The organism is Gimesia algae, from assembly GCF_007746795.1.
GTDB classification, from domain to species: domain Bacteria; phylum Planctomycetota; class Planctomycetia; order Planctomycetales; family Planctomycetaceae; genus Gimesia; species Gimesia algae.
Genome location: NZ_CP036343.1, coordinates 7,832,298 through 7,845,245, shown reverse-complemented (window position 1 = coordinate 7,845,245; position 12,948 = coordinate 7,832,298). Strand labels below are relative to the sequence as shown.

Genomic DNA, 12,948 nt, shown 5'->3' with positions numbered 1-12,948 from the left:
AAATAGAATGAGGCGAACTCTCTCACCCGATACCGATCACACCGCAACCTCATGTTGTCTGCGCCAACACCGAATTTCATTCGGTGTCACCCGCGTATTGAGGTTCATTTGTTATTCAGGACGGACAAGTTCAGATAAAAGTTCGTAATGGGACCTGCAATCACCACCACCCTGCGGATCGACACATGGGTCGTGCCCCTGCGAGATGCATTTCGAAAGTCAAAACCGCATCACTTCAACGGTTGATCTTCTGCATCCGGTTTCACTGTCCCGCGAACCTGTAGTCGAACGATGGTTTGATCAGGGTTGTCGGTATACAGTTCAATTTCTGTTTTGAACGGGCCAGCTGCGGTTGCTTTGAATAAGACTGTGACACTGCCACTCTGGCCTGGCGGGATGGTCACAGGCAGACCCTCCGTGGAAGCGCATCCGCAAAGCGTGCAGGGAACCATCGCACCGATCAACTGGAGTGGTTGACGGGTCGGGTTCTGGACGGTGATCTTCTGTCGTGCTGTTTCATCGGCAGGGATATTTTTAAATTCACAGAGAGGTGCCACAATCTGCGGCGCTCCGAACAGCGATGTGCCATAAAAAATCACCGCCACCACCAGGATCACAGCAAAGTAGAGAGTCAGGAATGACTTCAGTCTGAAAGACAGGCGCTTCATGACAGGTTCTCCCGAGTTTGAGCTGTGCGAAATCGTTGAATCATAACGTAAAAGACGATCAGCGCCAGCAGAATGCCATTGCCGATCAGGAACCACTGCATCAGTTTGTTTTTCTCAGGGGGATGAGCCGCCAGGGGGCTGTCGGGTAAGCCGTAATGCGATAGAAGAAAAACCGAATCATCCACGGTGCCCAGAGAAAAGTCGCTTAGAGTCGCAGAATAACGATCGCTGATCGGCAACATATCTGCATGGTAGTGCAGCACTTTATGTTCGCATTTTTCAGGGACAGGGATCTCGTGTTTCTGGTTAGAAGAAAAAAAGTTCCTGCCAGCGTAAGTTGAATAATCAGTAGCCGAATAATCACAACGGTACTGAAATTCCAGCACGGCCCAGTTCCTGTCAGGGGCGAACACGATATGGCCACTTGAAATGGCCCAGGGATCTTCAGTCACCTTAAAGTCCAGCGCGACCAGCTGTTCTCCCCTTTCCATTTGTGAGGGAACTCTTTCAAGCTTTGTGACACTAAAAGATGGCTTCTCAATTATTTCTTCAAATAAGCAACCGTCCAGGGAACCTGCGGCATACAAATACCAATCCTTATAATGCCCCATGATGATTCTCAATCGCGTTCTAAGATGTGCGGTTGAAATGTGGGTAACCGAAGTTAACAGGTAGGGATTGTCTGGTCTGGTTTTATCAAGCTCGAACGCATAGTCTGGCGTGGCGCAGACAATCTCATTGGAATAAATTCCCCCGAGTGGAGTCTCTGCCGCATAATCCTGTTCGGCGACAATCGAATTTCCCTTCGCACGCACATGTTCGGAATAGACATATCGTTTTTGGCGAGAGGGTTCGTTCGGGTCATCAAACAGGGACTGGCATTCTGCCCGGCATTCGATGTTCTGGTAAGCCGCTTTGAATTTTTTCACCGCGTGCGCGTATTGGGCCCGGAATTCGCGTTCTGACAGGGAGTGCTTAACGGGAAGCTTTGCCTCCGATTCGCTGGCAGAGAGAATCATTGTCGGCATGAAAGCCGCAGACCAGAATGTCACAACGAGAATGAGACTGTTTTCAGCTGGCACGCCCTGACGCTCCACACAAATATTGAGGACTGTATGATCTGACTGATAGAAATCAGGTGACTGGATCTTTGTCTAATTATTTTGATAAAGAGCAATAAGTATTAATCGCAAATATTGAGATTAAGGTCGTCAAATGCGAAAAATGTAAAGGGTGATACCGGATGTAATCCGGTACGAGCACAGCGAGCAGGAGGTCTCGGCTGTTGCGTTCTTTCCAGAATCGGGTTCCCTTCGACAGTAAATAGAATGAGGCGAACTCTCTCACCCGATACCGATCACACCGCAACCTCTGCACCCGCCGTATTGAGGTTCCTTTGTCATTCGGTGTGAACGGGGCAAATTAGATCAACCGTAAATCGTGCGCTCACGGTCGGGCGAGCCGACCATGGCACCCATGGATGAAGTCGTTTGAGAAGATTTAGCCAATCACTTCAGCTGCTTGATCATTTCCTGGGCTTTGGCTTCAAAGAGGGCCTGCCATTCGGGGGCCAGCATGCAGTCGCTGTCTTCCTGGGCGCCGCCGACGTTTTTCAGCTGGTCGGCTGTGGGGGCATAATAGTTGTACCCGTTGGTGTAGCCGGCGACGAATGTGTTTTCGAACGGTGACTTCTTTTTGATGTTCAGGCCGATGTTAACGGTCAGTTCCGCGGGGAAGGTGATCATACGGAAGTCGCCGACCTTGATGCCGAAGATTTCCGCGTCAAGCGTTTTGCCGGCGGCCTGGTTGCGGGTCTGATGTTTGTTGAGCAGCGCCAGGTTGGCTTTGTTGCGGGTCATCTTTTCCATCTTGTAGACGTTATTGATGTAGCGTTCCATGTTCGCGCGATTCTCTGCGTCCAGCTTGGCCAGACCATCGCGGCCCAGTTTCTTTTCCAGCAGATAACGGTGTGAATAGTACGAAGGATGTTCGTCGTAGAGTTTGTATTTGACGATCAGAGGCAGAAACGTTTTCAGGTTCAGGCTGGTTCCCTGCAGCGAATTCAGCAGCTGTTCCTGTTCTTTTTTGAGTGACTCAATCCGCGTGGCATTGTTGGAACGGGGAAGCGTCAATGTTTCATTCAAGACGGTCAGGTCACTGTTGTCGGTGCATTTGATCTTGCGGATCGCTTTGAGCGCGCTGAGTCCCAGCTGGTTGCCCAGTGTTTCGGCATCGCGGGGATTGTCGACATCTTTGTATTGCGCGGGATTGATATCCCCGCCACAACCCTGCACGAACAAAGCAATTGTGCCGTCGCTGAGGTTGTCTTCAATCACCTGTGACGCGAAGCCGCTCATGTCGGCGGTGTTGCCTTTGCTGGGAACGCCTTGAATGGGATGCACGGCGAAGTTGTACACGACGGCGAGTGTGTCGCCATTTTTCTTCTCGAGCTTCAGAATACCAATCTCAGGATCAATGGGCCCGATTTTAGCGACTTCTTCATCGGGAGGCAGCGAATAAGCATGACGGACGTCGGCTTCTTTGCCGTTTTTGAGAAATAGCCGCCGGTTCTCCATCACGCGGTCTTCGTGACCGGTGCCGACACCGACATTGACGGGAACCAGGTTATTCGCGGCCTCTTTGATGGCTTTGATGGTGCGCTCTTCGACGTCGGCACAGACGATGCCGTGACAGTGGCTGGCATTGACCATGATGTTTTCGGGTTTGATTTTCAGATCGCGTTCGATCTGGGTCCGTACGTTGCCCAGGTATTCGTTGGTGATGGAACCGATCTCGCCAATGGCGACAGCGTCCACTGTGACGATGGCGGCGGTGTTGTCGCCGTCTTTGATGACCAGTGCTTTCACAAACAGGGGGTCATTGACGGGTACATTTCGATTGGTGATATCTACTTTGGCGGCTCCCGCCATGAGTTCGCCGGCAGCGGTGATAGCCGGTGTCAGCAGGCTGATCAGAGTCAGCAGTACCAGTGTGGTGGTCAGTCGGTTGAAAGTACGGGATACGTGGGGGCGAGCAAGTTCGTGAATGCGTTGCATGGTGTCCTGTTTTCTGAAACGGGAAGTAGTCAATCTAAGTCAGATCAGTCAGTGCCGGGAAAAGTGATCCAGGTCCATTCCAGTTTAACTGGACCGTTGAGAGAGCGGGACCCGTTCTTTGGGAAAATTAGTGAGAAAGAGAAATCTCTGAGCTCCAGGCTGCGGGCGTCCGCTATTTCAAATCGAAGTCGTGGCTGCTTTCACCTTCAGAGACATCTGCGGTGAGGTCTGTTGTGGAAGAACCAAGATATTTTTTAGGGACCTGTGATAATCCTTTATTACTCTGTGCCTGAGCGGGGGTGAACTCGCTGGGGAGCGAGATGAACACGCTGTAAGAGCCGGCTGGAATCGGGCCATCCAGGGTGAAAGAGCCATCTTCTTTCAGATCACCGCCGGCACTGGCTCCCAGCTGTTCTGAAATATAATTCACGCGGCAGTCAGTCAGCGGCTGGCCTTTAAGGCTGACGGTACCGCTGACGGTTCCCATCGGTTTGGAAGCGACAGATGTGCCACCACAGCCTGTCAGGAGGGTCACTGCCAGGAAAGCAGCACAGTAGAAGGAACAGTTACGAAGTAGAGAATGTGTTCTCAAAGAAGCAGGAATCATAGCCAGCATGTAGGAGTCTCCCGAATATTTTGTGACGGCAACATCATTGTGAACGTTAGCAAAATCGTCTGGAGTGCATCCCGTCGGCGGTGTACCGACCGGGTGCACTCCTATGGTTTGTCAACCGGAGTTAAAATTCGCCGAGCACTTTACCGTCCTGAATGGCGCCCAGCGCCAGTAGTGTATTGAAGTCGATATTATCCGAGAGGAAGCGGACGGCTCCATCGGCCAGCAGGGCATGCACGCCACCGACGTGGAACGATGTGAGCGGACCATTATTGAATCCGGCGCCTGTGTAAGCGGGTTTGGTTTTCGGATTGGATGAATAACGAATGGTGACCACGCCCCCTCCGCCGTATCCCGATCCACCACTGGTGGAGACACCGCGATGACCCGACCAGCCCCCCGAAAGATTTTTGCGATAATCGACGCCAGCGATAACGCCGGAATCTTCACCGACCATGATGGTATTCGAAGTGCCGTCCGTGCAGTCACGCATCAGCACGGATTTGCCGATTTGCAGCATTCCGTTCTGCCCCATCACTCCATAATAGGTGTTGTCGACGGCATTAGTGTTGAAGGGTGCCGCGGCAGTGTAGGCGCCTGCGATGCCCACATAGTCCATCGTCATCCCCAGGTCGCCTCTATCCTGACCGGGAGAAATGCCGTTGGCGGTTCCCGCATAAAACGGGTCTGTGGAACTGGAGGGACACTTAAAGGGAGTGACCAGGACTTTGTTCAATGCTTCGTTAGAGCCAGCGCCCGTTCCGTAGCCGCCATCACCGGTCCAGCCGTTGTAGGTATTGTAGCCGCGGCCGTTTGCCGGAGTCTGTGTCAGGCTGTTGTAGAGATTGGCCTGATCCATATAAGGCAGAATCGACACGCGCCAGTTGGCCTGATAAATGGGGACCTGGGCGCCAATCGGAAAGGTACGAAATGCATCATGATAGTTATGAAACGCCAGTCCTAGTTGTTTCATATTATTTTTGCAGGCACTGCGACGGGCTGCTTCACGCGCCTGTTGTACTGCCGGCAGTAATAAAGCGATCAGGATGGCAATGATGGCGATGACCACCAGTAATTCGATCAGGGTAAATGCTTTTCGTCTCACGTGACCTCGTCCTTTTCTAAAATTGATCAACCAATAAATATGGTTAAAAAATGAACATTCAGGTTTTCGTAGAGCGCAGAATTTTAAAGTAGCCGCCAGGGGCTACCCGTGCCTTAACAGAGTTAATGAACACCGGGCCTGACAGGGGCCCAGGCAGAAGGATCGATGCTGACATCAAGTCAGAATCACAATCGAGGCGGCAGGACGCCTGCAGGAAACGTGAAAATCTCAGTCATCAGTCCACTTTACACCGAGATCTGGCATTGAACATGTCTTATCAGACAGAAAGATTTCACTATCGGACATGTTTGGTCAATCAAAAAAGATTGATCTATCTTATTTGGGGACAGTCGTTTACGATTTTGTAAGCTTTATTGAGTAAATTAACCTGTCGAGGGCTGTTTCGAGTTGGTTATAATCGGGTCCCCTGCTCTGGCTGTGAAACATGGAATACACGGCTGGTACAAGATCCTGCCAGGTAACAAAGCGCGTTCGCCCCCAAGATCTACAGTTAACAGCTGGGCTCACCTATGTCTTCCAAATCGATCATCAGTGACAAGCCTCGAATTCAACCTTTTCTCCAGCGCGATAACGGTTTGGATTTTGAGAAGGCGGATCTTTCCTATTACTTACCTTCGACGCGTCCGCAGCGGCTGGAGTCACTCAGGCAGAGCTGGAGTTATCTGGCGTATTATCATGAGACTCCCGGTCCGTTCGCGCGGTTTACTTCAGGACATTTTCCCGCAGGAACGACCACTCAGAAACACAATCATGCCGTGATGGCCATGCATGGGAGTCTGCAGGGACCGCTCACATTGAAGACACCCACGGGAGATTATCAACTTGATGCGGGCGACTTCTGTATGATTGGTCCGGGCGTGGATCATCACTGGTCGAATGAAGGCCCGCATACCGCTTCGACTGTCGCGTTTCTGATCGATCTGGAGCGGCTGGGAGACTGGCCGGAAAATTCAGGAATTGCAGAAGCGTGCAGAGAATTAGAGACGCTGGTGACCGGCGTGCATCGGATCAGCTCGGCCGGTAATCCGGATTTGCAGCATGCGTTCTGGCGCATGGCGGATCAGCTCATCGCCGAACATGCGCATCGCAAGATTGAACTGACCAGCCGCCTGCTCGTTTTTCTTTCGCTGGTGCTGGAACATCTGGCGCCGGCTGTGGAGCTGGATTCCGAAGACGATGTCGCATTACAGATTCGACGGTTACTGTTGAACCGCGTCAACGATCGTCTGACGATTCCGGAAGTGGCCCGCGAACTGCATGTCAGCCCTACACTGGCAAAAACGGTGTTCCGGAAGACCTATGGCTGCGGGATCATGGCGTACTTCAACGAATTGAAAATCTGGCAGTCCAAGCGGATGCTGGGCAACCCGACGATGACGATCGACCAGATCAGTCGCACACTCGGATTTTCTTCTCCCGCCTATTTCACGCGGACATTTCGTAAGCTGACGGGCGAAACACCGAGCGACTTTCGCAGCAAGCGGGTTCAGGCGGACGTGCGCTGAATCCCGTGACTGCAGTTTTGCTTATTTTTCTGTCAGATCAGGCGGAGCGAGCTGGCTGGTGAACTCGTGATACGCGTCGACCAGCTTTCCCCGGGCTTCGTACAAGAGGCCGTTATGCGTGCCCAGTTCGATTTTCACGAAGCGTTTGGGAATGCCTGACGCGGACTTTTCGGGAGCCGACGCGAATAACTTTTCACCCAGTTCACAGGGGACGATACGATCTGCCGTCCCGTGAATCATCAGGATGGGACAGGTGATGTTGCCGATGAGCCGCTGATTGGGGTACCGGTCCCATAATAACAGGCTGACGGGGATCCAGGGAAAATGGCTGGAGGCAGCGTCGACCATGGAGCTGAAGGTGGAGCGAAGGATCAGTCCCGCGGGCGGGGTTTTCTGTTCGCAGAGTTCGCTGGCCAGCAGAGTGGCGACGCCCCCACCCAGTGATTCACCAAACAGGATGATGCGTGAAGGGTTGATTTTGCGATCGCGGACGGCGTACTTCCAGATCGCGCGGGCGTCTTTGAGCAAGCCGGTCTGGCTGGGGCTGCCCGGGTTTTCGGCGTAGCCCCGGTAGTCGAAAGCGAAGACATGCAGATTCAGACTGGCCAGCAGGCGACAGTCTTCCACGCGATGCAGTCGGTTTCCGCCATTGCCGTGTAGCAGGATCACGACGGGACGTCCTTTATCCAACTCGGCGTCACAGCCTGCTTGATCATTACAGGCGACTTGCCCTGCCAGAAAATGCCAGCCTTTCAGATCGAGACCGTCTTCTGTCGTAGTGGAAATCTCATGTATCACACCGAAGGGACTATTGGCCTGATCAACGGATAAAGAGGAGACGCGCGTGGGTTGATAGATGAGCCAGCGTTGGATCAGCATCAACAGAATCAGCAGGAATACATAAAATGCGGACACCCGCCAGAGATAATAAACGAGCATTTGTTTCCCCGTTTGTGGTTTTTCAAACATCTTACGCGGTAAGGGGACCAGCCAGGGCAGGCACCGTTTCCAGGCTGATTGTGATTTCGTATTCATGAGTCATTACTTGGAAGTGAAGAAAGGAAATGATTTTGTATTTTATTCTAGAGCGTATCACATTTAACCATAGTGTCTCACAATCTAGTATACTCTGTCCAAATGGCCCTGGAGACGCTACAGTAAAACTGGACACAGTCTAGCTGTTCTGAAGGTAAAAACCAGTGGGATCTGTCGCCCGGTTTGATATGATGTCAGCCGCTGATTGTGTTTCTTTAGAATGGTTCGTGTTCTCCCAGAGGTCTCTCATGTCGCCACGGTTGCTCATTGTCTGTTTTCTGCTCTGTACTTTGCTGATCCCGCTGCGCAGTTCTTTCGCGGCGGAAGAAAAAAAATCGTTTCCTGATCCGGTGGAAAAGCAGATTGAAGGCTGGACGGTGGATGTGGACCCGCAGTTGTTTTCGAAAGAACATGCCGAAGAGGGGAGGAAAACGCTGGATGCACTCGCCAATCATCTGCAGCGGGTGAAATACATCGTGCCGCCGGAACGGGTGGCGGCGCTGCAGAAGTTTCGGATCTGGGTCGATCTACAGCATGCAGAGCTGGATAAAATGCAGTACCATCCCAGTCGTGCCTGGCTGGAGGCGCACGGCTATGATCCGCGACTGGCGCAGCATGTGCATATTCCCGTCGCCCGGCAGTTGCTCAATCGCAACATGTGGGCGCAGCATCCGTATGTGGTTCTGCATGAGCTGGCGCACGCCTATCACGACCAGGTCTTGAGCTTCGACCAGGCGGAGATCATTGCGACCTTTGAAGTGGCGAAGCAGGCAGGCATCTACGAGAGTGTGCTCTGTCATACGGGAATCAAAGTCAGGCATTACGGCTTGAACAACCACAAAGAATATTTCGCGGAATCGACCGAAGCGTATTTTGGCGTCAACGATTTCTACCCCTTCGTCCGCGCCGAACTGAAACATCACGATCCCGCGATGTTTGCACTGCTGGCGAAAATCTGGGGACCGGTGCCTTAAGGGTGTGCCCATTGAAGTTTCATGTTGACCGCAAGAAACGAAAAGCAGAATGATGAGAATAAATTCTGAGAAGCTTCAGGAATTCCTGACTTCACAATCAGTTGAGATCGTAAAACGGTTTGATACAAAGACTGCAGGTCAGTTACGTAGTGAGTGGAAGAACACGTTTGCCTTTGGATTTCGGGTTCCGACTGGAGGGCTATTCTGGCATGTTTTTACCTATGAGCATGCGGTATATATCACTGGAAAACAGGCGTTACGACGATTTAATGAAGAGTCGCCAGTTGCGTTTGTCGTCTTTCCCAGTCCGAGTGCTGATTCCACCTGCTACTATTGCAAAGCAGAAAAAATGCCTGATTTCAGCGAATATCGGGATGACCTGTTTGTGTGCAATCGTGACCTCGACTGGACGATGGCGTGCACTCATGAAGAAGGTCTCGGCCCATTTTATTCGCGAAAGGAATGGCAAACCTGGTATACGGGATCTTAAAATATCCTGTGTGAATGAATGCGGAGAAACATTGAGCTTTCAGCGAACTGATCGAGGGAGAAAATCATCGATTCCCTACATGATAACCTGTTGCAGCGTGTCGCAGTGGACTGTGATCAATCGGTATCCGTGCATGAATTGATTTCTACCTGGCTGCCTCAGCCGTTTGCACTTTCACCCTGGGCTACCTGGACACTGTTTTCCTTAATCCGGCATCGGCAGAGACAGGCGTTTGTAGCAGAGATTGTCCGGGATCGCCTGGGAGTCAAACTCGAAGACCTCGCGCAAAGAGGGTACGCCGCACATCCACCTGATAAAGGTCGTGGAGTAGTGCCGGGCCTGGCAGATTGGGAATACAACCTGCATGGACGTGGGTGCTGTGTAACGCATCGGTTGAGTGGCATCGAGATTGATGTCGATTTTTTCGATAATACTTCCGACTGGTTTGAGCCGTGGTTCTATCAGTGTTATTTAAGCACACTGAAAACTCCCGAAATCTGGGAGAAACGGCTGATGGAACTGCACCCTCAATTCAGTGATCAGGGACCGCCCTTTGAGACCATCAAACTGGCATTCACAGAACTGCAGGAAGCGGCGTTTCTGGAAGCTCATTCAGAAAGGACGTCTATCGTCAAGTTGGCCTTTGATGAGCGGGCACTGTCGAGCCAGATGACGTGGTTTGAAACGGCAGCCGAAGACAGTCACCTTTTAATGCGTCTGGCAGCCGTGATTGGTGACTGGCCCCTGGTTGGTGATCTGCAGACTGCGGAAAATGTTGAGGGCAACGTTACTGAAGCGGCGAAGCAGGTGATTGCATTGCGGGAGCAGAAACTGATCCGCCTGTTTGCGGAAGAAAATCAGCAGAAAGTGGCGCTCAAAGGATTACAGGAGATCGATAGTGTGTTTCTGGATGAATACATAACGACCATCTTGAAGCAAGGGATTCCTGAAGTGGAAACCGCACTGGAAATGCTTTTGAAACGGAATGACAAAACCTGGTGCCCCCTCATCCATGAGTTTTATCAACAGTTTAATCCAGCAGGATCTGTGGATGAATTTCCGAGGCCTGAAATCTGGGGGCAATGCCTGGAGTTTCTGTTTCGACATCAATATTCATTTCCCGAAGCGGCAGAGGTGTTTTCGAACGTTCATCAATACTGCCTGGGGGAAGCAGTTGTCCTGGCTCTGGAGTATCGGCCTTCGCAGGCATTGAAGTTATTTCGTGCTGCATTACGTTCAGAAATTCCCAATAATCGGATGATCGCAGCAGCCGTGCTGGCTTTGATAGATCAGCCCTGGAGTCGTCAGGAGTTGCTGGATGCTTTCAGGGAGTCTGATGAGTCCGATCAAACAGCCGAGTGCCGCGCCGCTCTGCTTGAAACGCAATGCAGCCAGGTACATCAGATTGTTTTGGAGTGGCAGGCCCGACATCCTTTTCAGAGGCAATCGAACGAATGGATGACCGTTGAAGAAGTAAATATTCAAAGTCTCCCGGTATATCTCCAGTGGGAAATGGATGGATTACGCGAGCGAATCTTGCCGCTACGGAATGTCATCCTGCCTGAGTTCGAAAATGAGTGAGCCCGGAATGCAGCGAAGGTGTCCATGGAGCAATGGACGTATGTGAAACGACTGTGGTTACTGGAATCTTTAATGAAACTGTCTACGGCTGCCTGGGACATTGTGAATCAGCTCGCTGCGAGTGAGCGCAGGCAGTCGTGGTTTCGCCAGATTCTGGGGAGCAGGGATGTCTCTGGATTACTGCGGAAGCTGGGGGAATTGAACGAACCGGCGGTACTGCCGTATGTGGCTCATTTTCTGACTAGTGCTAATAGCGGAACGAGAGCAGCGGCGCGGGAGACGGTTGCTGCACTGCTGGAGCAGATTTCCGCCAGGGATCTGCTGGCGTTGGAAGAACAGTCTTTATGGGAACAAGCCGGTTATCGCGGGCAAGACTGGACGCGGATTCAGCCGGCTGACGTGGCGGCGATCGCCGGGAGTTCGGATCTACGGGGGAGGGCTGCGGTTTTAAGTCTCCTTTCGTTTCATAAAAATGGTTACGTGCGGCAGGAAGCAGTACGACTGTTGACAGGCATCGACACCAGCAGCGTAAACACGGCTTTGATTCTTAGAGACTATCCCTTTCTAAAAGATGCTCCAGAGTCCATGCGGAATCGCTTTATTCGGGATATGGCAGATTTAGAAGTCTGCAGTGTACTGCCTGCTCTAATCATCAGACAGAATGACTGGGTCAAACCAATTGCCGAAGCAGCACAGAGGGAAGTCAGGCGGCGCATCAATGATGGGATCTTTACAATCAGTTTTTCGTTTCGGGAAGTAGAACTGATTCTGCTGATGGAGACCTGGCACAGGTATGATCACAGTGATGTGATATGCGACATGGTCAATCTCCTGCTGACAGAAGAGCAGGGTATGAAATTATCGCACCTGGTGGGTGCTGTGACATTAGACCCCAAACTGTGCCGAACCTTCGTGCGCTGCGCATTAACCTGTCTCGAAATACCCAGCGAGCGACTTTTGTTATATGGTTTGATTTCGAAAGATCCTGTCATTCGCTATCAATGCTGTCGCGGTCTGAGATCGTTGCCGGTTGAAGCAAGTCAGGAGCTGCCCTTTCAGGACCGTATGCTGTTCTTAGAGCGGCTGGCCAGTGATCCGTTTCTGCCGGTGCGCAGTGAAGCGTTTCGGCAGCTGGCGGCATTAGATCCTGCGAATGCCGTCTCCCGATGGGAGGCGGCTCTACTGGATCGGAGTCGCAGTATTCAGGAAATGGCCTGTTATTATCTGAACCGGATTGATCCCGGTCATGCAGTGCGATTTTGTCGTGATGCCGTTGTACAAAATCCGGAGTCGCTTCCGGCCATTGAAGGGCTGGCGGCGGTGGGAGAAGAAACCGATCTGGAATTTCTGCGCACTCTGTGCGTGCATCCGTTTCCCAGTCGACGTTGTGCGGGCATTCGCGCGGTGGTTCGTCTGCTGCAACGTGATGCGATTTCGGAAGTGATGCCTTTTTTACGCGACAGCAGCCCGCGGGTGGTCCGCACTGCGGGCAGGTCATTGCGTCCCTGGATCACACAGATTGCCAGTGAAGATCTACTGGCAGTGGTATTGAAAGCGGATACGCTTTATGCACGCAGCTATGCCTGTGAGCTGCTTGCGGCTCAGGGAAAATGGTCGAGTTTTCCCTGGTTGCTGGAAGCGGTCGTGCATTCCGAGTCGGAAACAGCAGCGGTAGCGGCGGCGATGATTCAGAGCTGGTGCAGCGCCGGGCAAAGCTACCGTGTCTTCACACGTCCCTCGGCGGAAGAAAGGGAGAAGATCGGCGAGATGCTGGCCCGATTTCAGTCTCAGATTCCTGAGCAACTGGTTCAGCAGATCGAACGCGAACTGTCACTGTATTCTTGAGAATCGCAGTGATTGCTCTTTGATGTCTGGTACTTCGAATTACAATAAAAAAGTG

11 protein-coding genes are annotated in these 12,948 nt (G+C 52.0%); 5 read left to right on the top strand and 6 right to left on the bottom strand.

The genetic code is table 11. The features are described from left to right. Window positions 1–230: 230 nt before the first annotated feature. From Pan161_RS29955 to Pan161_RS29935, 5 genes are all read right to left on the bottom strand, one after another. Window positions 231–668, bottom strand: coding sequence for a DUF1573 domain-containing protein (locus Pan161_RS29955; protein WP_145232378.1), 438 nt, complete (start codon window positions 666–668; stop codon window positions 231–233). Beyond that, window positions 665–1,750, bottom strand: a complete 1,086-nt coding sequence (locus Pan161_RS29950) for a hypothetical protein (RefSeq protein WP_145232377.1) — start codon at window positions 1,748–1,750, stop codon at window positions 665–667. Before Pan161_RS29950 ends, Pan161_RS29955 begins: the two co-directional genes overlap by 4 nt. Before the next feature lie 426 nt (window positions 1,751–2,176). Beyond that, complete coding sequence (locus tag Pan161_RS29945; RefSeq protein WP_145232376.1) at window positions 2,177–3,724, bottom strand: hypothetical protein; 1,548 nt, start codon at window positions 3,722–3,724, stop codon at window positions 2,177–2,179. 172 nt (window positions 3,725–3,896) lie between these two features. Then, window positions 3,897–4,340: a hypothetical protein gene (locus tag Pan161_RS29940; protein ID WP_145232375.1), complete on the bottom strand. Its 444-nt coding sequence runs from the start codon at window positions 4,338–4,340 to the stop codon at window positions 3,897–3,899. Window positions 4,341–4,461: 121 nt separating this feature from the next. Beyond that, window positions 4,462–5,442: a DUF1559 domain-containing protein gene (locus Pan161_RS29935; protein ID WP_145232374.1), complete on the bottom strand. Its 981-nt coding sequence runs from the start codon at window positions 5,440–5,442 to the stop codon at window positions 4,462–4,464. A 530-nt stretch (window positions 5,443–5,972) separates the two neighbouring features. Between Pan161_RS29935 and Pan161_RS29930 the strand changes: the two genes are divergently transcribed. Next, window positions 5,973–6,968, top strand: a complete 996-nt coding sequence (locus Pan161_RS29930) for an AraC family transcriptional regulator (RefSeq protein ID WP_145232373.1) — start codon at window positions 5,973–5,975, stop codon at window positions 6,966–6,968. Between the two features lie 21 nt (window positions 6,969–6,989). Here the strand turns inward: Pan161_RS29930 and Pan161_RS29925 are convergent, their stop codons facing one another. Further along, window positions 6,990–8,003, bottom strand: coding sequence for an alpha/beta hydrolase (locus tag Pan161_RS29925; RefSeq protein ID WP_145232372.1), 1,014 nt, complete (start codon window positions 8,001–8,003; stop codon window positions 6,990–6,992). A 248-nt stretch (window positions 8,004–8,251) separates the two neighbouring features. On the opposite strand from Pan161_RS29925, the gene Pan161_RS29920 reads away from it, so the two are divergent. The 4 genes from Pan161_RS29920 (at window position 8,252) to Pan161_RS29905 (ending at window position 12,893) form a co-directional block, all read left to right on the top strand. Then, a complete protein-coding gene (locus tag Pan161_RS29920) occupies window positions 8,252–8,977 on the top strand; it encodes a metallopeptidase (RefSeq protein WP_232103563.1) in 726 nt (241 codons plus the stop codon). 49 nt (window positions 8,978–9,026) lie between these two features. Then, window positions 9,027–9,467 carry a DUF4275 family protein gene (locus Pan161_RS29915; RefSeq protein WP_145232371.1) on the top strand — a complete coding sequence of 147 codons (441 nt, stop codon included), beginning with the start codon at window positions 9,027–9,029 and terminating at the stop codon, window positions 9,465–9,467. Between the two features lie 90 nt (window positions 9,468–9,557). Continuing rightward, entirely contained in the window at window positions 9,558–11,048 is a 1,491-nt protein-coding gene (locus Pan161_RS29910) for a HEAT repeat domain-containing protein (RefSeq protein WP_145232370.1), read from the top strand. A 72-nt stretch (window positions 11,049–11,120) separates the two neighbouring features. Beyond that, a complete protein-coding gene (locus tag Pan161_RS29905) occupies window positions 11,121–12,893 on the top strand; it encodes a hypothetical protein (protein ID WP_145232369.1) in 1,773 nt (590 codons plus the stop codon). The last annotated feature ends 55 nt before the right edge of the window (window positions 12,894–12,948 follow it).

Coding starts and splice junctions, on each gene's coding strand:
- Pan161_RS29915 (WP_145232371.1), top strand. CDS start 9,027: ATGATGAGAATAAATTCTGAGAAGCTTCAGGAATTCCTGACTTCACAA.
- Pan161_RS29955 (WP_145232378.1), bottom strand. CDS start 668: ATGAAGCGCCTGTCTTTCAGACTGAAGTCATTCCTGACTCTCTACTTT.
- Pan161_RS29925 (WP_145232372.1), bottom strand. CDS start 8,003: ATGAATACGAAATCACAATCAGCCTGGAAACGGTGCCTGCCCTGGCTG.
- Pan161_RS29930 (WP_145232373.1), top strand. CDS start 5,973: ATGTCTTCCAAATCGATCATCAGTGACAAGCCTCGAATTCAACCTTTT.
- Pan161_RS29905 (WP_145232369.1), top strand. CDS start 11,121: ATGAAACTGTCTACGGCTGCCTGGGACATTGTGAATCAGCTCGCTGCG.
- Pan161_RS29945 (WP_145232376.1), bottom strand. CDS start 3,724: ATGCAACGCATTCACGAACTTGCTCGCCCCCACGTATCCCGTACTTTC.
- Pan161_RS29920 (WP_232103563.1), top strand. CDS start 8,252: ATGTCGCCACGGTTGCTCATTGTCTGTTTTCTGCTCTGTACTTTGCTG.
- Pan161_RS29940 (WP_145232375.1), bottom strand. CDS start 4,340: ATGCTGGCTATGATTCCTGCTTCTTTGAGAACACATTCTCTACTTCGT.